This window comes from Sinorhizobium sp. P24N7 (genome assembly GCF_042436655.1).
In the GTDB taxonomy this organism is placed as follows: domain Bacteria; phylum Pseudomonadota; class Alphaproteobacteria; order Rhizobiales; family Rhizobiaceae; genus Sinorhizobium; species Sinorhizobium meliloti_A.
In genome coordinates this window covers 219,499-240,060 of sequence record NZ_JBHMIW010000007.1, presented here as the reverse complement: position 1 = coordinate 240,060, position 20,562 = coordinate 219,499, and the positions used below count along the sequence as shown (strand labels likewise).

At 64.0% G+C, this 20,562-nt stretch carries 21 protein-coding genes; 10 read left to right on the top strand and 11 right to left on the bottom strand.

Annotation, left to right across the window (positions count from 1 at the left end):
• Positions 1–14: 14 nt before the first annotated feature.
• The gene (gene coxB / locus ACFHWW_RS14520) at positions 15–899 is read right to left on the bottom strand and encodes a cytochrome c oxidase subunit II (protein ID WP_018094445.1); all 885 of its coding nucleotides are present in this window, start codon (positions 897–899) and stop codon (positions 15–17) included.
• Between the two features lie 400 nt (positions 900–1,299).
• Here coxB and ACFHWW_RS14515 point away from each other — a divergent pair, with 400 nt between their 5' ends.
• A complete protein-coding gene (locus ACFHWW_RS14515) occupies positions 1,300–1,830 on the top strand; it encodes an invasion associated locus B family protein (protein WP_026168549.1) in 531 nt (176 codons plus the stop codon).
• A 69-nt stretch (positions 1,831–1,899) separates the two neighbouring features.
• Here the strand turns inward: ACFHWW_RS14515 and ribB are convergent, their stop codons facing one another.
• Positions 1,900–3,000 (bottom strand): 3,4-dihydroxy-2-butanone-4-phosphate synthase, encoded by a 1,101-nt coding sequence (ribB, locus tag ACFHWW_RS14510; protein ID WP_379938883.1) that lies wholly within the window; start codon positions 2,998–3,000, stop codon positions 1,900–1,902.
• A gap of 115 nt (positions 3,001–3,115) precedes the next feature.
• On the bottom strand, positions 3,116–4,213 hold the full coding sequence (gene aroC / locus ACFHWW_RS14505; protein WP_379938881.1) for a chorismate synthase: 1,098 nt from the start codon (positions 4,211–4,213) through the stop codon (positions 3,116–3,118).
• Positions 4,214–4,651: 438 nt separating this feature from the next.
• Between aroC and ACFHWW_RS14500 the strand changes: the two genes are divergently transcribed.
• Positions 4,652–4,912, top strand: coding sequence for a DUF1344 domain-containing protein (locus ACFHWW_RS14500; RefSeq protein ID WP_003532345.1), 261 nt, complete (start codon positions 4,652–4,654; stop codon positions 4,910–4,912).
• A gap of 10 nt (positions 4,913–4,922) precedes the next feature.
• On the opposite strand, the gene ACFHWW_RS14495 is transcribed toward ACFHWW_RS14500, so the two are convergent.
• From ACFHWW_RS14495 to ACFHWW_RS14480, 4 genes are all read right to left on the bottom strand, one after another.
• Positions 4,923–5,507 (bottom strand): histidine phosphatase family protein, encoded by a 585-nt coding sequence (locus ACFHWW_RS14495; protein WP_275598133.1) that lies wholly within the window; start codon positions 5,505–5,507, stop codon positions 4,923–4,925.
• A gap of 144 nt (positions 5,508–5,651) precedes the next feature.
• The gene (gene fabI, locus ACFHWW_RS14490) at positions 5,652–6,470 is read right to left on the bottom strand and encodes an enoyl-ACP reductase FabI (protein WP_018094441.1); all 819 of its coding nucleotides are present in this window, start codon (positions 6,468–6,470) and stop codon (positions 5,652–5,654) included.
• Positions 6,471–6,669: 199 nt separating this feature from the next.
• Positions 6,670–7,713 carry a DnaJ C-terminal domain-containing protein gene (locus ACFHWW_RS14485; protein WP_379938878.1) on the bottom strand — a complete coding sequence of 348 codons (1,044 nt, stop codon included), beginning with the start codon at positions 7,711–7,713 and terminating at the stop codon, positions 6,670–6,672.
• A gap of 216 nt (positions 7,714–7,929) precedes the next feature.
• Positions 7,930–8,385, bottom strand: coding sequence for an RT0821/Lpp0805 family surface protein (locus tag ACFHWW_RS14480; protein WP_198516561.1), 456 nt, complete (start codon positions 8,383–8,385; stop codon positions 7,930–7,932).
• Between ACFHWW_RS14480 and pdxH the strand changes: the two genes are divergently transcribed.
• Positions 8,334–9,146, top strand: coding sequence for a pyridoxamine 5'-phosphate oxidase (gene pdxH / locus ACFHWW_RS14475; protein WP_379938875.1), 813 nt, complete (start codon positions 8,334–8,336; stop codon positions 9,144–9,146). The genes ACFHWW_RS14480 and pdxH overlap by 52 nt on opposite strands.
• A 23-nt stretch (positions 9,147–9,169) precedes the next feature.
• Here pdxH and ACFHWW_RS14470 read toward each other — a convergent pair whose 3' ends face one another.
• Entirely contained in the window at positions 9,170–10,228 is a 1,059-nt protein-coding gene (locus ACFHWW_RS14470) for a polysaccharide deacetylase family protein (RefSeq protein WP_379938873.1), read from the bottom strand.
• 211 nt (positions 10,229–10,439) lie between these two features.
• Between ACFHWW_RS14470 and ACFHWW_RS14465 the strand changes: the two genes are divergently transcribed.
• On the top strand, positions 10,440–11,669 hold the full coding sequence (locus ACFHWW_RS14465) for a D-alanyl-D-alanine carboxypeptidase (RefSeq protein ID WP_324763049.1): 1,230 nt from the start codon (positions 10,440–10,442) through the stop codon (positions 11,667–11,669).
• An 86-nt stretch (positions 11,670–11,755) separates the two neighbouring features.
• On the opposite strand, the gene tldD is transcribed toward ACFHWW_RS14465, so the two are convergent.
• The gene (tldD, locus tag ACFHWW_RS14460) at positions 11,756–13,171 is read right to left on the bottom strand and encodes a metalloprotease TldD (RefSeq protein WP_275596636.1); all 1,416 of its coding nucleotides are present in this window, start codon (positions 13,169–13,171) and stop codon (positions 11,756–11,758) included.
• A 102-nt stretch (positions 13,172–13,273) separates the two neighbouring features.
• Complete coding sequence (locus ACFHWW_RS14455) at positions 13,274–14,473, bottom strand: winged helix-turn-helix domain-containing protein (RefSeq protein ID WP_275602609.1); 1,200 nt, start codon at positions 14,471–14,473, stop codon at positions 13,274–13,276.
• A gap of 132 nt (positions 14,474–14,605) precedes the next feature.
• Here ACFHWW_RS14455 and ACFHWW_RS14450 point away from each other — a divergent pair, with 132 nt between their 5' ends.
• The 5 genes from ACFHWW_RS14450 to ACFHWW_RS14430 are packed head-to-tail and all read left to right on the top strand — an operon-like array spanning position 14,606 to position 19,158.
• Positions 14,606–15,286 (top strand): energy-coupling factor ABC transporter ATP-binding protein, encoded by a 681-nt coding sequence (locus ACFHWW_RS14450; RefSeq protein WP_379938870.1) that lies wholly within the window; start codon positions 14,606–14,608, stop codon positions 15,284–15,286.
• Entirely contained in the window at positions 15,280–15,885 is a 606-nt protein-coding gene (locus ACFHWW_RS14445) for a CbiQ family ECF transporter T component (protein ID WP_379938868.1), read from the top strand. The genes ACFHWW_RS14450 and ACFHWW_RS14445 overlap by 7 nt, the downstream gene beginning before the upstream one ends.
• 31 nt (positions 15,886–15,916) lie before the next feature.
• Positions 15,917–16,480 carry a biotin transporter BioY gene (locus ACFHWW_RS14440; protein WP_379938866.1) on the top strand — a complete coding sequence of 188 codons (564 nt, stop codon included), beginning with the start codon at positions 15,917–15,919 and terminating at the stop codon, positions 16,478–16,480.
• A gap of 4 nt (positions 16,481–16,484) precedes the next feature.
• On the top strand, positions 16,485–17,981 hold the full coding sequence (locus tag ACFHWW_RS14435) for a class I adenylate-forming enzyme family protein (RefSeq protein WP_379938864.1): 1,497 nt from the start codon (positions 16,485–16,487) through the stop codon (positions 17,979–17,981).
• Positions 17,965–19,158 carry a thiolase family protein gene (locus ACFHWW_RS14430; RefSeq protein ID WP_379938862.1) on the top strand — a complete coding sequence of 398 codons (1,194 nt, stop codon included), beginning with the start codon at positions 17,965–17,967 and terminating at the stop codon, positions 19,156–19,158. Before ACFHWW_RS14435 ends, ACFHWW_RS14430 begins: the two co-directional genes overlap by 17 nt.
• Here the strand turns inward: ACFHWW_RS14430 and ACFHWW_RS14425 are convergent.
• Positions 19,146–19,547: an acyl-CoA thioesterase gene (locus ACFHWW_RS14425; RefSeq protein ID WP_379938860.1), complete on the bottom strand. Its 402-nt coding sequence runs from the start codon at positions 19,545–19,547 to the stop codon at positions 19,146–19,148. The two genes, ACFHWW_RS14430 and ACFHWW_RS14425, sit on opposite strands and share 13 nt — an antisense overlap.
• Positions 19,548–19,560: 13 nt before the next feature.
• On the opposite strand from ACFHWW_RS14425, the gene ACFHWW_RS14420 reads away from it, so the two are divergent.
• Complete coding sequence (locus tag ACFHWW_RS14420; protein WP_100669189.1) at positions 19,561–20,529, top strand: zinc-dependent alcohol dehydrogenase family protein; 969 nt, start codon at positions 19,561–19,563, stop codon at positions 20,527–20,529.
• Positions 20,530–20,562: the final 33 nt, after the last annotated feature.

Here is a 20,562-nt window from a genome sequence, read left to right as displayed (position 1 = left end):
AGCTCCACTTCCGATTACTGTGCGGCGTTGTCGGCGACGTCAACGGCCTTGGCCGCGCCGTCTACGGACGCCATGAGCGCCTTGTTCGCTTCGCCGACATTGGTTGCGGCGGCGGCGAGCCAGGCGTCGTATTTATCCTGCGCAACAACGCGGACGGCGATCGGCATATAGGCGTGATCCTTGCCGCAGAGCTCGGAACACTGGCCGTAATAGAGACCTTCGCGATCGGCCTTGAACCAGGTTTCATTGAGGCGGCCGGGAACCGCGTCGATCTTGACGCCGAAAGCCGGCATGGCGAAGGCATGAATCACGTCGGCAGCCGTGACGAGCAGGCGAACGGTCTTGCCGACCGGCACGACGACTTCGTTGTCGACGGCGAGAAGACGCGGATACTGCGCCTTATCTTCCTTGCCGAGGCCCGCACGATCCTCGTCCTTCAGGAGCAGGCTATCGAAGGAGAGCGGGTTTTCGCCGACTTCATATTCATAGGACCAGTACCACTGGTTGCCGGTCGCCTTGACCGTCAGGTCCGGATTTTCCGGAGGCGTGAGCTGCGCGGTCAAAAGCTGGAATGAGGGAATCGCGAGGAAAAGCAGCACGATAACCGGGCCGACCGTCCAGATGACTTCGATCAGCGTATTGTGGCTGGTCCTCGACGGAACAGGATTGGCACTCTCGCGGAACTTGACGACCACGATGACCAGCAGCAGGAGAACGAAAAGTGTGATCGGAATGATGAACCACAGGGTATAGTGTTCAAACCACGTGATTTCTTCCATGATGCCCGTAGCAGCCGCCTGAAAGTTCGTCTGCCAGTCGACAGGCTTGTCAGCAAAGGCGCTCGAAGCAAAAAGCAGACAGGCAAGCGCTGCCAGAACTGCATAGGCCTTGTTTTTCACAATTACGTCTCCCCAATGCGCTTGATCAGGATCAAACCCGGAACGCAGAATCCCTGCGATACTGAAGCGCTTCAAACCACAGTTTGACCAGCGCCGCAACATCTGTCCAAGCAACCTCGTGCGGCATTTTTGCACAAAGCGGAAGTTTTCGCACAGGAGACCTCGCAACCGGTCGAAAGCCCTCCCACGCACCGGCGCCCGCGCGCGGGCCGGTATTCGCCGCCCCATTTGCGGGCAGCCACGTTCATCGGCGGAGAGAAGGCGGCCCTCGCCAGGCCTATTTCGTGCCGGGAGGGCCCAATTTCGGCCATATGACACTGGAATGTAACGACCAGGGCTTTTCATTTATCCTCGCGCGCTTCAAGAATAGCCCTAATGATTCGAGGTTTTTGAGGTTTACATGGGCCTGTCCCTCTTCTCCCGGCTGCCCGCCCTGGCCGCGCTCGCAATTGCCGCCTTCGCACTCCCCGCAGCAGGCTTGGCCCAGCAATCCAACGCAACGCCGGGCACGGTGAAGTCAAACCACGGCGCGTGGTCGATCGTCTGCGACCAGCCGGCGGGCGCCTCGGCCGAACAGTGCGCGCTGATGCAGAACGTCATCGCCGAAGACAGGCCGGAAGTCGGCCTCTCGGTCGTCGTGCTCAAGACCGCCGACCGCAAGGCGAAGATCCTTCGGGTGCTTGCGCCGCTCGGCGTGCTCCTGCCGAACGGCCTCGGCCTCAATGTCGACGGCAAGGACATCGGCCGCGCCTATTTCGTGCGCTGCTTCTCCGACGGCTGCTACGCCGAGGTCGTGCTCGAAGACGAGCTCCTCAAGACCTTCCGCGCCGGCGCGACGGCGACCTTCATCGTTTTCCAGTCGCCCGAGGAAGGCATCGGCATCCCCGTCGACCTCAAGGGCTTCGACGAAGGCTACGACGCCCTGCCGTAACGGCAGCTTTCTTCAAAGGCGAGGAAGCCGCGTCCGGTGACGCGGCTTTTATTTCGGGCTCTTCCGGATTTACAGAATCTCGGTCGCGGCGATCTTGATGCCGAAGCCCTCCAGGCCGACGTAATGCCGCTCGCGCGATGAAAGAAGGCGAATGGAGGTGATGCCGAGGTCTTTCAGGATCTGCGCGCCGAGGCCAATCTCCAGCCACTCGCTTTCACGCTCCTGTGCCTCCGAGTGGGCTTCCCTCTCGTGCTTGCCCTTTCGCGCGGTCTGCGAAATTCCGACCCCCACCGAGCCCTCTCGCAGATAGACGATGACCCCCCTCCCCTCAGCGGCGATGCGCTTCATGATCTCGTCGATCTGGCGGCCGCGGCCGAAGACGTCGGCTCCGACGTTCTCGAGGTGGAGGCGCACGGGAATGTCGACGCCGTCGCGAATGTCTCCGAAGACCACGGCCAGGTGCTGCATCGTATCCCAGGGCAGCGAATAGGTGTGGCCCTTGGCCTTGCCGTAGGGCGTGTCCATCTCGAAGGAATGGCCCTGCTCGATCAAGGTCTCCTTGCGCTGGCGATAGGCAATGAGATCGGCCACGGAGACCTGCTTCAGGCCATGCGTTTCGGCAAAGGTTTCGACCTGCGGTCCACGCATGACCGTGCCGTCATCGTTGACGAGTTCGCAGATGACGCCGATCGGCGGCAGGCTCGCGAGCCTGCAGAGATCGACGGCGGCCTCGGTATGGCCGGAGCGCATCAACACGCCGCCTTCGCGCGCCACGAGAGGGAATATGTGGCCGGGCCGGACGAAATCCGTCGGCCCGACATTCGGATTGGCGAGGTTTCTGACCGTCAGCGTACGATCGTCGGCGGAAATGCCGGTCGTGGTCCCGTGCTTGAAGTCGACCGACACCGTGAAGGCGGTGGTGTGGGCGGAGTCGTTCTCGGCAACCATCGCATTGAGGTTGAGGCGTTTTGCCTCCTCGCGCGGCATCGGCGCGCAGACGATGCCGGACGTATGGCGCACGATGAACGCCATCTTCTCAGGCGTGCAGTGCACCGCCGCGACGATCAGGTCGCCCTCATTCTCGCGGCCGCCGTCGTCGGTGACGACGACGATCTCGCCTGCTTCGAAGGCGCGAATGGCTTCGACGACGCGCTTCTGGTCGTAGGACATGTCTTGTCTCCGCGAATATCCTGTTTGGTGCATTCCCCGACGGAAAACGGCTGCACACCTTTTCCTGCAGCGCCGCGCGTCTTTCAGAAACGCGAAGGCCGCTGCAGCAGTCGAGTTACTTCAGCCGGCCGGTCTGGCCGCGGTCACGCAGATAGTGATCGGCGATGGCGCAGGCCAGCATGGCCTCTCCGATCGGCACCGCCCGAATGCCGACGCAGGGGTCGTGACGGCCCTTGGTGCGCACGTCGACCTCCTTGCCGTCGCTGTCGATCGAACGGCGCTCCGTGAGAATGGACGAGGTCGGCTTGATGGCGAAGCGCGCAACGACCGGCTGCCCGGTCGCGATCCCGCCCAGAATGCCGCCGGCATTGTTGGACAGGAAAACCGGTTCGCCCTGCGCTCCGATGCGCATCTCGTCGGCGTTCTCCTCGCCGCTGATCTCGGCTGCGGCGAAGCCGTTGCCGATCTCGACGCCTTTGACCGCGTTGATGGACATAAGATTGGCGGCGATATCCTGATCGAGCTTCGCATAGATCGGCGCGCCGATGCCGGCCGGAACGCCTTCGGCAACCACCTCGACCACGGCGCCGATCGACGATCCCGCTTTACGGATGCCGTCGAGATAGTCTTCCCAGACGGGCACAATCGCCGGGTCGGGTGCGAAGAACGGATTGTTGTTCACTTCCGCCCAGTCCCAATTGGAACGGTGGATCCGGTGCTTGCCGATCTGGACGAGTGCACCGCGGACCACCAGGCCCGGCACGACCTTGCGGGCGATAGCGCCCGCCGCCACGCGCGCAGCGGTTTCGCGCGCCGAGGAGCGGCCGCCGCCGCGGTAGTCGCGGATGCCGTATTTCGCATCGTAGGTATAGTCGGCATGGCCGGGACGGTAGCGCTTGGCGATCTCGGAATAATCCTTGGAACGCTGGTCGGTATTCTCGATCATCATCGAGATCGGCGTACCGGTCGAAATCATCGTCTCGCCGTCGTCATCGAGCATCACGCCGGAAAGGACCTTCACAAGATCGTCCTCACGACGCTGGGTGACGAAGCGCGACTGGCCGGGCTTGCGCTTGTCGAGCCAAGCCTGGACTTCGGCGAGCGTAAAGCGAATTCCGGGCGGACACCCGTCGACGACACAGCCAAGTGCGGGACCGTGGCTTTCGCCCCAGGTCGTGACGCGGAAAAGATGACCGAATGTATTGTGCGACATGGCGGCTACCGAACTCCGGATCGCGAAGGGCCGGTGAGCCGCCTCGCGTCTATTCCAATTACCCCGGAGCCGCAGCTGGCCCGCTCCGAGGGCCACGCGAAAGAAGCGCGTGCCCTCTCTTAGTGGAAAGCGGGCACGCGGGAAAGTCCTTCTGCGGCGGCGGCTGGCACCCGTGCCGTCTCCCCTGCCCCCAGGCTTGGCGCCTTAAGGAAGATGCCGCTAAATTCCCGTGGAAAACCGGGAGAGTTCGGCTGCCGCCGAGCCGCTCCGCCGCTTTCACGGAAACATCGGGTTGCAATTCGCCGAACCGGCCTTCACCCTCCCATGCGGCGGGCAACTGCATCGAAAAAGCAACGACATAGGGCTACTTTTGCCACAATCGGGGATCAAAGCGTGAGAACAACAAAATTCGCAAAATCATTGATGAGGGCAACAAGGATGCGATTTGTCATTGCCACGCTCATGGCCACCGCAAGCCTGCTTTCGCCGCTCTCCGCGCTTGCCGAGAGTGCCGATGTCGAAGCCGTGATCACCAGCGTCGATACCGACCGGCTGAGCCTCTCCCTCGATGACGGCAAGAGCTATCAGGCGCCCGAGGAGTTCAACTTCGAAGGGCTGGAGGCCGGCGTCAAGGTGCTTGTCTTCTATACCGAGGTCGACGGCAAGCGCGTCATCAACGACCTGGAGATCCTTCAGTAGGTTTGTGGCGTCAGAGCCAGCCTATCGAGCCATCCAGGATTTTCAGCAGGCGGTCCTGCGGGATCGCTGCGGCCGCCGCCTCATCGGCATCCATCTCCCCAAGCAGCTTGAACAATGCCCTGATAACGCCGCCATGGCTGACGCAGACGGTAGGCCGCGTCACGCTCCTGAGCCAGGCACCGACACGCCAGGACAGGATTTCGTAGCTTTCGGCGTCGGGACCGGGCGGGATGAAATCCCATTTCGCGACTCGCCTCTCTGCGATCCGCTCGGGCACGAGCCGCTTCAGTTCGGGAAGCGTGTAGCCTTCCCAGTCGCCGAAGGACACCTCCTTCAGACGCTCGTCGGTGCGGTAGGCCGAGGGATCGAGATCCATGGCCCGCCGAAGACGCTCCATGGTTTCGCGCGTACGGCCGAGCGGGCTGCTGACGAAATCGAAGTCGGCGGCGCCACTCCCGAGGAACCTCCTCAGCGCGACGCCGTTCCCGGTCGCCTGCTGCCGTCCGGTCTCGTTGAGGGGGATGTCCTTCTGGCCCTGAAGGCGGCTCTCCGCATTCCAGTCCGTTTGTCCATGGCGAACCATGTAGATGAGCACAATGTCCACTCCGGGCGGGCCGCCGCGATCCCTGCCGCACATTCCGCAAACCGCAGCCGGTTTGAGGATAGAACATGCAGCAGTTCAAAGTGCGACAGCCGCCATGCGGCCGAAGGACGCATGGCGGCTGTCGAGCAAAGGCTGTCAATCCTTCACAACGCTGATGTCCGGCGCGTCAACGGCCTTCATGCCGACCGTGTGGTAGCCGGAATCAACATGATGGACTTCGCCGGTAACGCCGCTCGACAGGTCGGAAAGCAGGTAGAGGGCAGAATTGCCGACCTCCTCGATCGAGACGGTGCGCTTCAGCGGGGCGTTGTATTCGTTCCACTTCAGGATATAGCGGAAATCACCAATGCCGGACGCAGCAAGCGTCTTGATGGGCCCGGCGGAGATCGCGTTGACGCGGATGCCGCGGTTGCCGAGGTCCACCGCCAGATAGCGAACGCTTGCCTCGAGGGCCGCCTTGGCGACACCCATGACGTTATAGTGCGGCATGACCTTCTCGGCGCCGTAATAGGTGAGCGTCAGTATCGAGCCGCCGTCGTTCATGACGCGATCCGCACGTGCGGCGACCGCCGTGAAGGAATAGACCGAAATGTCCATGGTACGCGCGAAGTTGTCGCGGCTCGTATCCAGATAGCGCCCGGTCAATTCGTCCTTGTCGGAAAAGGCGATCGCGTGCACGACGAAATCGATCTTGCCCCACTTCTCTTCGAGGGCCGAGAATACGGCATCGATCGTGGTGAGGTCGGTCACATCGCAATGGCCGGCCATGAAGGCACCAAGCTCCTGCGCCAGCGGCTCGACGCGCTTCTTCAAAGCGTCGCCCTGCCATGTCAGCGCGATCTCGGCCCCCGCCTCGGCCAAGGCCTTCGCGATGCCCCATGCAATCGAGCGATTGTTTGCGACGCCCATAATGACGCCGCGCTTGCCATTCATCAGACCCGATGCCTGAGCCATGGAATGTCCCCAATACTGTCTGCCTCCACCAGCTGCTGCCGGTGGCAAAATTTCACGAATGCCAGGATGCCGCGCCTCCTGCAGCGGGTGCGGCAATTGTCGAGCATTGCCTATGGCATAGGCGCCACAGCGGTTCAAGCAGGAGGCAGATCAGGAACTGTTAGTCCCCGTAATATTGGTTCAGCTTGTCAGAAAAGCTTCATAAAAAGAGGCCGTCACGCTGGGATCGCATGAGGTCCGTCACCTTGTCGTCCGGTTTTTCGTGCAGCACCACCCGCAATTCGACGACCAGGTCGCCGCTATCCCCGTCCGCCCCGCGCAAGCCTTTTCCGGCGATGCGGATCTCCTTGTCGGAGCCCGACCACGCCGGCACCGTCACCGTGAGCGGTCCGTTCGGCGCATCGATCGTCGTTTCGCAGCCGAGAACCGCGCTCTGAAGATCGATCGGCAATGTGGTGACGAGGTCGAGACCGCGGGTCCGGAACGGGCCGTCCTGGCGGAGGCGCAGGGTTGCCACCACATCGCCGCGCGCCATCCCGGCAACGCGGTAGCCCTGCTCCTTCAGGCGGATCGCCTGGCCGTCCGTAGCGCCGGCCGGGATGGGGACCTTCAGCAGTTCTCCGTCCGGAAGCTCCACCGGCACCCGCGCGAGATTGATCACGTCGTCGACGCTGGCGTGAACGTCGACGGCAAGATCCGGCACCTTCTCGGCCGTCTTCGCGATGCGTCCGCGAATACGCTGAACGATCGCCGCGACCAGATCCGCCGCCGGCATGATCGAGCGACGGGCAAACGCGTCGGCTTTCGGCTGCTCTTGTTTTGCTTCGGCGGCGAGCTCGGTTTTGGCTTCCACCGGCGCACGTTCCCGTTCGGCGGCACGCACGGAGGATTTCGGCCTGGCGGCAGCGGGCTGCGGCTCGACGCCGAATATGCGCGAAATCGCTTCCTCGGCCGTTTCGGTGCCGACAGGGTCCTCCGGCACCTCCGCGCCTCGCATCTTCTCCTTCATCGCTTCCATGCGACGAAGCTCCGCCTCGCGCCGCGCCCAATCGTAACGGCTTCTGCGCACCGGATCGCGAAGCAGCTCATAGGCCCTGCCCGCTTCCGCGAAGCGTTCGTTGGCGGAGGGATCGTCCTGATTGTGATCGGGGTGGACCGCTCTGGCGACGGAGCGCCAGGCCGCCTTGATTTCCTCTTGCCCGGCGGTGCGACGCACACCAAGAATTGCATAGGGATCGCGCATGGCTGCTATCGTTTTCTCTACTCGGCGGTCCTTCCCCGGATGCCCGCCTGACACCTCACGACGAGCGAAGAGGGTCTGCGAGACCTTCTCCGTCACCGGGCGATGATCGGGCGAAGTTGCTAACTATCGGTTAGTCGGAAGCGGGGACGCGGTGCCGAAAACATCGTCCGGGACGCTTCGCCGGCCGCTTTGCGGCAATATGGTTAACCTGCGATTTCAGCTCCGCGGGCCGAAGCTCGTCAGGTACCATTCCCCGTTGCCGAGCTGGCAGGTGTTGCCATCGAACTTGGCAATGCCCTCGAAGGAGTGCCGGGTCGTCGTGAAGCGGCGGCAACGCATGCCCGAGGCATGGTCTTCCTGGATGCTGCTGATGACGCCGGCGCTGCCGGAATTTGCATTTGCCCAGGGGATGGTGCTGTCCTTGCCCTGACTGATGTCGGCAGCGGTAACGAGGTCGCGCACGGCTATGGCATCGGAAAGGCCGTCGGATGTCTTCGCCACCGGCACGGTTCCGGTCGAGACCGAACGATCGACGCCCGATCCCCCGAAGACGTCGAGGCCCGCGCCCATGCACCCCGGCAGGGCGAGAATCGTCACGCAAATTGCCGCGCTGCGCAGCAATGCGAAGGAAAGACCCTTCTTGCCATCGTTCCGCTTTGCTATGTCTTGCACGGCATTCCTGTCAGACTCGCCAGAGCGCACCACGTCCCGAGGAAGTCCGCAGGCAGGCTCTGACACTATTACGATGCGGAAACGCCACTCGGCTCATCCCGAAGCGTTCCCGCGCCAGACACACGGCATTGGAAGACAATATGACCGCGAACGAGTTAACAACCAGTGACTTCACGGAAGCAAGCGAGCCCTTTTCCCTTTTTGGCACATGGCTGAAGGAAGCCGAAAAGAGCGAGGTGAACGATCCGAACGCCGTCGCCCTTGCGACCGTCGACCCGGATGGCATGCCCAATGTACGCATGGTCCTGCTCAAGGGGTTCGACGAACGCGGCTTCGTCTTGTACACGAATTTCGAAAGTCAGAAAGGCCGGGAAATGCTTGCGACCCCAAAGGCGGCCCTGTGTTTCCACTGGAAATCGCTGCGCCGCCAGGTGCGTCTGCGCGGTCCGGTCGAAGTCGTCTCCGACCAGGAAGCCGACGAATATTTCATGAGCCGGCCCCGCGGCAGCCGCATCGGCGCCTGGGCATCGAAGCAGTCCCGGCCGCTCGAAAGCCGCTTTGCGCTGGAGAAGGCCGTCGCCGAATACACGGCGCGGCATGCGATCGGCGAGATTCCACGTCCGGACTACTGGTCCGGATTCCGCATCCGTCCACTGTCGATCGAATTCTGGCACGACCGTCCCTTCCGGCTGCACGACCGTGTCGAGTTCCGCCGCGAAACGCCGGATGGCGGTTGGACGAAAGTGCGGATGTACCCCTGACGGAAAGACGCTGCCACCGCGCCTCAAGCTGCCTGGCGGGCAAAGAGCCGGAACGGGATGCCGGAACCGAGCGCGGTCACATAGCGCGCGGCCTGGAAATGGCCGTTGAGCGAAATGCGCGGCAGCGCATGAGGATTGGCAGCCTCGGACAGCATGCCGGGCTGCGTCGTCACCGCCACGGCAAAACCGAGTTCCGCCGCCAGCCGATGATCGCGGGGCGAAACCGCGAGCCTGTCCCCATAGGGATAGGCGAAGCTCGTGGGCCGGCGACCGGTGATCGTCCCGACGCGTTCGGCGGAGGCTGAGATTTCGCGGCTGGCCTCGTCGTCTCCAAGCCGCGCAAGTGCGCGATGACTGATCGTGTGTCCGCCGAGGCTCGCAAGCGGGCTTCGGATCAGGCTCCGAAGACCCACTTCATCCAGCGTCAAACGCTCGGTGATGGCCAGCGGATCGATGCCGTGCTCCTGCGCGGCCCTGTTTAGTGTCGCGAGCGCATGGGCCTCATCGCTGCCATGGACGTAAGCGGCGATCCGATCGAAGGCGGCCTGCTTCTGCGCAAGGTTTTCGCTCGCCACCGCTTCCTCACCTGCGCCGAAATCGAAGCGAAACCTGCTGCAGACGGACAGAAGATCGGCGAGCGTTTCCCACCAGAGCGTATGGCTGCGGTCGATGTAACCGGCGGTGACGAAAACGGTGAAGGGCACGCCGTGGCGCTCGAAGACCGGCAGGGCGTGATCGAGATTATTGCGGTAGCCGTCATCGAGAGTGAAGCAGGCGAAGGGCCGGGTATCGGCGGAAGCAAGGCAGGCGGGCAGGTCGTCCAGCGGGATGAAGCGATAGCCGTCCCGCTTCAAAGTCACGATCGCCTCTTCGAGGAATTCCGGCGAGATTTCCAGATGGGCGTTGGGATCGAAAGCCCGCGCAACCCTCGGGCGAACATGATGCAGGGTGAAGATCGCCCCGCGCCCGCGGGCCGCCCCCATCAGCCGTGCCCGCGCAAGCAGATGCGCAGCTTCGAGCCCGCCGGTGATAGCGGCGCGCTTGGCATGGTAGCGGACCAAACCCGCAAAGCCGTGTTTCATCTTCTTCCGTCTTCTCAAATCGTCCTGTCGAGCGTGGACGGGCGTTGCGGCCCGGACGGTAACTTCTGCGGGGTTAAGCCTTGCTGAATCGGCCGGGCGGTGCGAAAGAGCGGGCCGCCTTTTGTGCGGCGAGGTTGCAACGACGCCTCGAGCCTGTCAAAACAGCGTACCGCGTCGATATCGGCCGCACATCTCTATGAGGGGGAGTTCGATGACGAGCTTTCGATTGGCTCTGGCGACGATCGCCGTGCTTTTCTTCGGTGCCGTTCAGGCAATGGCAGGCAACGCCTCTCTTGTCGTCGACGCTCGGACGGGCCGGGTTCTCTCTGCCGAAAACCCCGACACGCTCCACCATCCCGCGTCTCTCACCAAGATGATGACGCTCTACATGACCTTCGAAGCGCTTCACCGCGGCCAGATCGCCTGGAAAACGCCTGTGCCCATGTCCGCGACCGCTGCACGCAAGCCGCCGACGAAGCTCGGCGTCAAGGCCGGAGGAACGATCACCGTCGAAGAGGCTGTCTACGGCATGATCATTCGTTCGGCCAACGACGCGGCGGCAGCGATGGCCGAACGGCTTGGCGGTTCCGAGGAAGGCTTTGCGAGAATGATGAACGCAAAAGCGCGCCAGCTCGGCATGAACCGCACATTCTTCGTCAACGCTTCGGGTCTGCCGGCAAGCGAACAGGTGACCACGGCTCGCGATATGGCGCGGCTCGCCGTTGCCCTCATGCGACACTATCCGCGCGAGTACCGCCTGTTCTCGGTCCAGAGTTTCGCCTTCCGCGGCCGTGTGATCCGAGGCCACAACAATCTGATGTATCGATACCAGGGGATGGACGGCATCAAGACCGGCTACACGCGGGCCTCCGGCTACAATCTCGTAAGCGCGGTGAGCGACGGCAACCGCCGCATCATCGGCGTGGTGCTCGGTGGGCGAAGCGCGCGAAGCCGTGATGAGAAGATGGCGGCGCTCCTCGACCAGCACCTGGGCAGGGTCTCCTCGCCCGGCCGCCCGATGATCGCAGCGGCAAGCGCACCCCGCCTGGCCGACGTGGCGAGCTTGCCTGGCGTTTCCTTGTCCTATGTGGGTACCCAGCCCCCGGTCGAAGCTGTCGCCGCAGCGCCGACGGAAGCTATCGTCCCGGCGGACCGGCCAACCGCAGTGGCGGCCGCGGGCACGAAACCACCGGCGAGCGGCTGGAGAATTCAGATTTCCTCCGCACCGACCGCGGAAGGCGCGCGCAAGATGCTCGTCGAGGCACAATCGGCTGGCGGCGCGGCCCTTCTCGGCGCCGCCCCCCACACCGAGGCCGCAGGCTCGGGCGGAGCCTATCGCGTAGGTTTCGTAGGCTTCGCCAGTCGTGAAGCGGCGACGACCGCCTGCAGCATCCTGAAGAAGCGGTCCTATGACTGCGTCCTGCTTCCTGATGGGGGGTGAGTCCGCAACAGCTGAAAGAACGCTTCCCCCGCCGCAGTGGCGGCTGCCCTCACATCCGTAACAAGCACAAAGATGAGGGCACGTTGTCAGGCCTGCGTGCCGCCGACGGTGATCTGATCCATGCGCAGGTGTGGCTGGCCGACGCCGACCGGCACCCATTGGCCGGCCTTGCCGCAATTGCCGATGCCGGTATCGAGCTTCGTATCGTTTCCGACCATCGTCACCCGCTTCATCGCATCCGGACCGTTGCCGATCAGCATCGCACCCTTGACGGGCGCTCCGACCTTGCCGTTCTCGATCAGATAGGCCTCGGTGCAGCCGAAGACGAATTTGCCTGAGGTAATATCGACCTGGCCGCCGCCGAAGGAGACGGCATAGATGCCCCTCTTCACCGACGAGATGATTTCATCGGGCGTGCGGTCGCCGGCAAGCATGTAGGTGTTGGTCATGCGCGGCATGGGCACGTGGGCGTAGCCCTGGCGGCGGCCGTTTCCGGTCGGTTCCATGCCCATCAGACGGGCGTTCTGCCGGTCCTGCATATAGCCGACGAGCTTGCCGTCCTCGATCAGGACATTGTAGCCGGACGGCGTTCCCTCGTCGTCGATCGAGATGGAGCCCCGCCGCGCTTCGATCGTGCCGTCGTCGACGACCGTCACGCCCTTCGCAGCGACCTGCTCGCCGAGCAGCCCGGCGAAAGCGGAGGTCTTCTTGCGGTTGAAATCGCCCTCCAGGCCGTGGCCGACGGCTTCGTGCAGCATGACGCCCGGCCAGCCGGAGGCAAGCACGACATCCATGGTGCCGGCCGGCGCATCGATCGCCTCGAGGTTCACGAGCGCTTGCCGCAAAGCCTCTTCCGTCCCGCTTTTCCAGTTTTCCTCGGTTATGAAATCGCCGAAGCCACGCCGTCCGCCGATACCGAAGGAGCCGCTTTCCTGGCGGTCGCCCTCGCCGACCACGACGGAGATGTTGATCCGCGTCATCGGCCGGACATCGTGGACGCGGTGCCCGTCGGCTCTCAGAATATCCACGACCTGCCAGCTCGCCGCGAGCGTCGCGGTCACCTGGCGGACCTTCGGCTCCTTGGCGCGCAGATAGGCGTCGATCTCCTGAAGCAGCTTGACCTTCGTCTCGAAACTCGGCTCGCCGATGGGGTTCTCGTCGCCGTAGAGCTTTTTGTTGGTGCGCTGCGGGGCTGCCGCGTAGGAGCCGGAATAGCCTCGGGTCACCTGCTCCACGGCGTCCGCCGCCCTCTTCAGGGCCGCAAGCGACAGTTCGCCGGCATGGGCATAGCCGACGGCTTCGCCGGCGACGGCCCGCAGACCGAAGCCCTGGTCGGTGTTGAAACTCCCGCCCTTCAGGCGGCCATTGTCGAAGGAAAGCACCTCCGCCTGCGCATGCTCAAGGAAGAGTTCGCCGTCATCGGCGCCGGCAAGCGTCTCGGAGAGAACCTTGCGGACCGTCGCCTCGTCCGCATCGAAGAGGCTCATCAGGTTGGTGTCCATGGTTCTGCTCCCTGCCGTGAAGGATTGGGTCGTGAAACTTACTGGCTCCATTTAGGGAGCGCCGGCCCGCAAGCCAAGAAAAAACAAAGCACGGAAAATCGGTCAGGAAAGGGCAGCGTTCCAGCCATCGAGCAATTTGACCTGCTCGACGCCGGCAAAGCGGGCGATGCGGTCGAGTTCGGCCATAAGCTTTTCCATCCGGCCCGAAGAGGGTTTGACGCCGCGCTCCAGCCAGAGGCGCCGAACGTCGAGGCTTCCGCGCTTGCGATCGGCCTTCATGTCGATGCGGCCGATCAGCCGGTCGCCTTCGAGCAAGGGGAAGACATAATAGCCATATTCCCGCTTCGGCTCCGGTACGAAAACCTCGATACGGTAGAAGAAATCGAAGAGCCGTTCGGCCCGGTTCCGGTCGCGCAGCAGCGGATCGAAGGGGCTCAGCACCCGGACGCGGGCGGGCGGGTCGGGAATGTCGCCGAGCCCGTCGGGAAAGCCGGCGAACGCAAAGGACGGGCGCGGCTTGCCACCATTGGCAGATTCGATGACGATCTCGCACAGTTCGTCCCGATGGGCAGCGACCCAGTCCTTCGCCTCGTCCGGCGATACGAGATCCCAGAAGGCGGCGATCTCGCCGTGGGTGGCGAAGCCCAGCCGCTCGAGCGCGCTGCGGCAGGCCCAGTCGATGAACTCCTCATGCGCGACCTCGCCGTCGTAGTGGCGAGCCGGAATGACGCGTTCCGTCAAATCATAGACCTTCTGGAAATTTTCGCGCCGGGCGATCGCAAGCTTGCCCTGGCGCCAGAGCACCTCGAGAGCCGTCTTCGACGGGTGCCAGTTCCACCAGCCGCCGGATTCGTGGCCGTCCTCCTTAAGGTGGCGCGCCATGACGGCGCCATTGTTCGCTATCCTCGCATAGGTCTCCTCGCAGCCCGCGTCGAAGTCTTCTCCGCGCCATTTGCGCCAGCGCTCGCGGAGCGTTTCGCTCTCCCATTTGAATCGATGCTTCCAGTAGACGAAGAAGGTGCTCGGTATGATCGAAGCGTCGTGGGTCCAATGTTCGAAGAGCTCGCCGTCCTTTTCGAGAAGCTCGGCCAGATGCTCGCGGCGATAGGTCTGATTGCGGGAAAAGAGAATCTGATGATGGGCCCGCTCGACGGTCGCTATGCTGTCGACCTGCACGAAACCCATGTCGTGGATCAATTGCAGCAAGCCGTCCTTGCCGAGCGCGCGATGCGGCGCGGCCGAGAGCCCCTGCTTGGCGAGAAAGATGCGCCGGGCATCGCGATTGGAAAGGCGAATCGTCATGAACAGAGAGTAGGCTTTTATTCCCAAGTTTCAAACGTGAGTCGGCAACAGACCTGTTGTGCACACTACATTGCCCTTTACGATCGACTTGTCCTATAGAGCGATCACGCAAAACATCGCGAGGACCGACGCTTGGAAATCCGCTTTACCGATTGCTCGGTCAGCTTCGGCGAACGGGTCGCGCTTCAACCTCTGAGCCTTGCCCTCGATGAGCGGCGGGTCGGCGTCATCGGTCTCAACGGCTCCGGAAAGACCACATTCGCACGGCTGATCAACGGGCTCGTCAAGCCGACGACCGGACGGGTCAAGGTCAACGGCCTCGACACGGTCGAGGACGACAGGGCAGTGCTCGCCGAAGCCGGTTTCATCTTTCAAAATCCGCAGCACCAGCTGATCATGCCGATCGTCACCGACGATATCGCCTTCGGGCTCAAGAACCGGGGGCTGCCTGCGCATGAGATCGCGTCGCGGACCGAGGCAGTCCTTGTACGCTTCGGCGTCAGCCACCTCGCACGGAGGCGGGTGCACGAGCTTTCCGGAGGCGAAACGCAACTCGTCGCCATGGCGAGCGTCATCGTCACCGGGCCGAAAATTCTGATCCTCGACGAGCCGACCAATCAGCTCGACCTCAGAAATCGCCGGATGGTCGCCGAGACGATCGACACGCTCGACGAAGACACGATCGTCATCACCCATGATCTGGCGCTGGCCGAGAGCGCCGAACGGGTCCTGCTCTTTCACGAGGGCCGCCTTGTTGCCGACGGTGGGCCGACCGAAACCATCCGGCGCTATCACGAGGTCGCCGGATGCTGACGAGCCTCTATGTCGAGGGAGGTAGCTGGTTTCACCGCGTGCCGGTGCGCGCCAAGCTTGTCGCGCTCGCCGTCTTGAGCATCGCGCTCTTCGCGACGGACTCACCCTTCCTGCTGCTGCCTGCCTTTCTCCTCAGCGGCTGGCTTTACCTCTCGCTCGGGCTGAAACCGCGCGAAGCGCTGTCGCGCGTCGGTTTCGTTTTCTTCACCATTCTGATCCTTGCCGCGGTCAATCTGTTCCTCGTTCCCGTGCCGCAGGTCGCGGCGCTCGTCTTGCGGCTGATGGCGCTCGTCCTCTTTGCAGCCGCGGTCACGGCGACCACGACGATCGGCGCTTTCATGGACGAGGTAACGATCCTCCTGAAGCCGCTGGAGCGCCTCGGTCTCTTGAGGGCGGCAGATGTCGGTCTGGCGCTTGGCCTCGTGCTGCGGTTCGTGCCCGACATCTTCGCCCGGTATCAGGCACTCGCCGAAGCGCATCGGGCACGCGGACTGCCGATCCGGCCGTTGACCATCATCGGCCCGCTGATCATCCTGACGCTGAAAGATGCGGACACGATCGCGGCCGCCATTGACGCGAGGGGATTTCGCCGTCAATAAATTCGCGTTTTCTAATAAAAGGTAGGGCTATATGAACACCAGAGACCTCGTCCTCGTTGCGCTTTTCACTGCCATCATCGTTGTGCTCGGCCTCGTACCGCCGATCACGCTCGGCTTCATTCCCGTTCCGATCACGGCGCAGTCGATGGGCGTGATGCTCGCCGGCTGCATCATCGGCGCGAAGCGCGGCGCCCTCGCCTTCCTCCTGCTCATCCTGCTCGTCACGATCGGACTGCCGGTACTTTCCGGCGGCCGCGGCGGACTCGCCGTCCTGGCCGGCCCCTCGGGCGGGTTCATCTTCGGCTGGGCAGTTGCCGCCTTCGTTACCGGCCTGATCGCCGAGCGCTTCGTCCAGTCCACGAATTCGGAAGCGCGCCAGTTTGTCGGCTTCTTCCTCGCCTCGGTCCTTGGCGGCATCGTCGTGCTCTATGGGATCGGGGTTCCGTGGCTCTCTGCCGTCACCGGCACGCCTCTGATGGCCGCCGCAACCGGTTCGCTCGTCTTCATTCCGGGCGACCTGTTGAAGGCCGTGATCGCGACGCTCGCCGCCCGGGCCGTCTACGCCGGCTATCCGCTGCTGCCGGCGCGCGTCTGACGCAGTGCCGCTCTCCGAGGCAGTCGCGATCCATGCGAGCGAACGCCCGTATTCCCCGGCCTTCCGCATGGAAGGCCGGGTTTTCACCTTTGGCGACCTTGCCGCGGAGGCCGGACGCATCCTCTCGGCCATCCACCGCTCGGGTGCACAGGCGACAGAAGAAAGCATACTTTCCGGCCGCGTTCGGCTGGTCGCGCTCGAAACGGGAAATCACCCGCTTTTTCCCGCCGCTTTCATTGCCGCGACCGCGGCCGGCCATTGCGCCGCCCTGATCGACCCGCATCTGCCCGAGATCGCGCGCCAACGGATGAAAGAGCGCCTGCGGCCGGAGATCGTCATCCGCGCCGAACGCGATCTCTTGCGCATCGACGTGCCGTCGGCAGGACAAAGCCGTCTGCTGCAAGGCGCCTCCGATGCTCCGCCCGCAATCCCCGCCGGCTGCGGCGGTGATCCGTTTCTCGTGGTCTTCACCTCGGGCACGACAGGCGATCCGAAGGCGATCATCCGCGACCGCCGGTCCTGGCGGGTGAGCCTTGAGACCGGGCAGAGCTTTTTCGGGCTCGGGCCGGAGACAACGACTTACGCTCCGGGACCGTTGGCGCACGGCCTGACGCTTTACGCGCTCGCGGAGACCCTGACGGCCGGAGCCGAATTCGTGGGCGCTCGGCACTTCGAGGCGGATCAGGCTTTGGCCACGATCGCGGCCACCGGGGCGAAACGGCTGGTGCTGGTGCCCACGATGCTGCGGCGGCTCTGCGAGCGCGCGGCCGGTTCGCCGTTGACATCGGTCAGACAGATTACCGTCGCCGGAGCCAAGCTCACGCCGACGGATCGGGAAGCGGCGACACGCGCTTTTCCGGAGGCTCAGGTCACGGAATATTACGGCGCCTCGGAACTCGGCTTCATCAGCGTTTCCCGGCCGACGGACAGGCACACGCCGACCGCAGTCGGAAAGGCCTTTCCCGGCGTTCGCCTGGAGATCCGGGACGAGAAAGGCGAGCGCCTTCCCGCAGGAGAAACGGGCACGATCTTCGTCGAAAGCGAGCTCATATCCGACGGTTACATCGCGGGCGGCGACGGAGCGGGATTCCGCCGGCAAGGAAAGCTCGCGACGGTCGGCGACCTCGGTTTCCTTGACGAGGGCGGCACCCTGCACCTCATCGGCCGGGCGGGCGGGATGGTGGTCTCGGGCGGGAACAACATCTATCCATCGGAGGTGGAGATCGTGATCCAGGGAGCCGGCGGCGTGAACACGGCCCTTGTCTTCGGTCTCGATCATCCGGATCTCGGCAGCGAGCTTGCGGCGGTGATCGAGCCCGGCGCCGGATTCGACCATGCGGCACTCGAACGTCATCTTGCCGCCGCCCTGCCGCGCTACAAGCGCCCGCGCAGGATATGGCTCTGCCGGAAGATGCCGATGACCGCCTCCGGCAAGGTCGCGGCGGGAGAGCTTCGGCAATGGATCGCGGAGGAGAACAGTGCCCTTGAACGCCTCCTCTGACCCCGATCGCACCCCGGTCGTCATCGCCGCACTGCGAACGCCGGTCGGCCGCGTCAACGGCAGCCTTGCCGCGATCGAGCCTGCAAGCCTTGCCGCCTTGCTGATCGAAAGGATCATTGCGGATACTGGCATCGACCGGGCAGAGATCGACGACGTGATCGTCGGCAATGCCGCCAACAGTGCCGGCAATCTCGCACGCCTCGCCGCGCTCGAGGCAGGATTGCCCGTGGCAATTCCGGGCGTCACCGTCGACCGTCAATGCGGCTCCGGGCTGGAGGCGATCGTCCTTGCGGCTCGGCAGATCCAGGCCGGCGCGGGTCGTTTCTACCTTGCCGGAGGCACCGAGAGCGCCAGTCGCGCGCATATCCGCCTTCGGCCCCCGCTCACGCGCGGCGAAGAGCCACAGCCGGTCCAACGCGCGCGGATGGCGCCCGATTCGATCGGCGATCCGGATATGGGCGTTGCAGCGGAGAACGTCGCCACGGCCTGCGGCATCTCGCGTGAGCGGCAGGACCGGTTTGCGCTCGAAAGCCACCGACGCGCCGTCGCGGCCGAAGCGGCAGGCCGGTTCTCGCGCGAGATCGTGCCCGTGTCGACATCATCAGGGCCTGTCGCAAGGGATGAGTGCCCTCGCGCAAACGCATCTGGCGAGACGCTCTCGCGATTGAGGCCGGTTTTCGTTGCTGGCGGCACCGTCACCGCCGGCAATGCATGCCCGGTCAATGACGGCGCGGCGATGGTACTGATGACGAACCTCGCGGAGGCGCGCAGGCGCGGTGTCGCCTTCGGTCTCGTCTTCACCGATGCGGCGACGGCCGGCGTCGAACCGAAGCTACTCGGCCTTGGCCCCGTCCCCGCCATGGCGAAGCTTCGCGCGCGCAATCCCGCGCTCGATGTGGCCCGCGTCGATTTCATCGAATTCAACGAGGCCTTCGCCTCGCAGGTTCTCGGGAGCCTCGACCAGCTCGATATCGCACCCGAACGCGTCAACAGCGACGGCGGCGCGATCGCGCTCGGCCACCCTTATGGCGCTTCCGGCGCCATTCTCGTCGTCCGGCTGTTCTCGCAGATGTTCGCGGCCTCTTCCCCGGCGGAAGGGCTGGCCATGATGGGCATCGGCGGCGGCATGGGGATCGCCGCCCACTTCAGCAGCTGCAGACCGGATCAGGCGGCATAGCCGGCGAGCCATTCCCGGATGGGAGCGGGCAGCTGTACCGGTTGATGGCGGGCACGGTCGACGGCCACCCAGACGATCTCGACCTCGGCGGCAAGTTTGTCGCCGGTCTCGACGCGCACGGCAAAACCTATCGAGCTGCCGCCGATCTTCGCGACGGTCACCGTAAAGCGCGCGGGATCGTCGAAGCGCAGACCACGATGGAAGATGCAGGCGGAGCGGCGGACGAGATAGGCCGGTTCTTCCGCGATTGCCGGCCGGTGACGCCAGAGATTGGCAAGTGCGGCCTCCGCATGCGCATAATAGGCCGCATTGTGCATATGGCCGTGCATGTCTATATCGCGGAACGGAATGCGGACTTCCGTGACATTTTCCCGCTCTGTGCCGTCCATGCGAGGCTCCCCGATGCGCTCCACACTCGTTAGACAGTTTGGCGACCCCGGACAAGTCATCGAGCTCGTGGACGCACCCCGCCCTGCCGCAGGCGCGGGCGAAGTCGAGGTCGAGATATCGCTCGCGGCAATCAATCCTTCGGACCTGATCCCCGTTACGGGCGCCTACAGCGCGCGCACCGTCCTGCCTTTCGTCCCCGGCTTCGAGGGCGTCGGCATCGTCAGGCGCGTCGGGCCGGACGTGCAAGGCTTCAAGGCCGGAGATCGGGTCGTCCCGATCGGCGCGAGCGGACTTTGGCAGCAATTCCTCCTCCGACCTGCCGAATGGTGCTTTCGCGTGCCGGACGGGATCGAAAACGCACAGGCGGCGATGAGCTATGTCAATCCGCTAACGGCGTTGAGGCTTGTCGAAGCGCTGCGGGAGCATTTCGGATCGCTCGAGGGCATGGATGTCGGCGTGACCTCTGCGGGCTCTGCCATCGGCGGCATGCTGATGAAGCTGCTTGCGCTCGAAGGCGCGGTGCCGACGGCCATGCTTCGCAGCGAGAGGAGACGCGGCCGTCTCGGCGAGGCACACCGGATCCTGGTGGCCGAGAGCGGCGATCTCCTCATGGACAGCCAATTCGATGCGGTGCTGGATGCCGTCGGCGGCGCGCTGGCGGGCGAGCTGATCGGGCGGTCCATTCGCCCCGGCGGGACCTTCATCCAGTATGGAGCGCTCAGTGGCGCACCCGTGCCTCAGACGGCGATCAGCGGCCGGCCCGACATACGTTTCGCCTTTCTTTGGCTGAGAACCTGGGTGCATTCCGCCGGCCGGGAGACACTCGAAGCCGCTTTCCTGCGCAGCTTCGCCGGGCTGCAGAGCGGCCTCTTTGCCAGCCCCATTGCCGCCACCTACCCCTTGAGCAGGCTCGCCGACGCCCTTGCGCATCAGGCCGACCCGGATCGCGACGGCAAGATCCTGCTCGATCCGCGCTGTTGAAAATCGGCAGTTTCGCGTCGCGCGCCATGGATT

Excerpts from the sequence above, each read along its gene's own strand:
- ACFHWW_RS14515 (WP_026168549.1), top strand. The coding sequence starts at position 1,300 with ATGGGCCTGTCCCTCTTCTCCCGGCTGCCCGCCCTGGCCGCGCTCGCA.
- ribB (WP_379938883.1), bottom strand. The coding sequence starts at position 3,000 with ATGTCCTACGACCAGAAGCGCGTCGTCGAAGCCATTCGCGCCTTCGAA.
- aroC (WP_379938881.1), bottom strand. The coding sequence starts at position 4,213 with ATGTCGCACAATACATTCGGTCATCTTTTCCGCGTCACGACCTGGGGC.
- ACFHWW_RS14500 (WP_003532345.1), top strand. The coding sequence starts at position 4,652 with ATGCGATTTGTCATTGCCACGCTCATGGCCACCGCAAGCCTGCTTTCG.
- fabI (WP_018094441.1), bottom strand. The coding sequence starts at position 6,470 with ATGGCTCAGGCATCGGGTCTGATGAATGGCAAGCGCGGCGTCATTATG.
- ACFHWW_RS14485 (WP_379938878.1), bottom strand. The coding sequence starts at position 7,713 with ATGCGCGATCCCTATGCAATTCTTGGTGTGCGTCGCACCGCCGGGCAA.
- pdxH (WP_379938875.1), top strand. The coding sequence starts at position 8,334 with ATGCGAAGGAAAGACCCTTCTTGCCATCGTTCCGCTTTGCTATGTCTT.
- ACFHWW_RS14470 (WP_379938873.1), bottom strand. The coding sequence starts at position 10,228 with ATGAAACACGGCTTTGCGGGTTTGGTCCGCTACCATGCCAAGCGCGCC.
- ACFHWW_RS14465 (WP_324763049.1), top strand. The coding sequence starts at position 10,440 with ATGACGAGCTTTCGATTGGCTCTGGCGACGATCGCCGTGCTTTTCTTC.
- tldD (WP_275596636.1), bottom strand. The coding sequence starts at position 13,171 with ATGGACACCAACCTGATGAGCCTCTTCGATGCGGACGAGGCGACGGTC.
- ACFHWW_RS14455 (WP_275602609.1), bottom strand. The coding sequence starts at position 14,473 with ATGACGATTCGCCTTTCCAATCGCGATGCCCGGCGCATCTTTCTCGCC.
- ACFHWW_RS14445 (WP_379938868.1), top strand. The coding sequence starts at position 15,280 with ATGCTGACGAGCCTCTATGTCGAGGGAGGTAGCTGGTTTCACCGCGTG.
- ACFHWW_RS14440 (WP_379938866.1), top strand. The coding sequence starts at position 15,917 with ATGAACACCAGAGACCTCGTCCTCGTTGCGCTTTTCACTGCCATCATC.
- ACFHWW_RS14425 (WP_379938860.1), bottom strand. The coding sequence starts at position 19,547 with ATGGACGGCACAGAGCGGGAAAATGTCACGGAAGTCCGCATTCCGTTC.
- ACFHWW_RS14420 (WP_100669189.1), top strand. The coding sequence starts at position 19,561 with ATGCGCTCCACACTCGTTAGACAGTTTGGCGACCCCGGACAAGTCATC.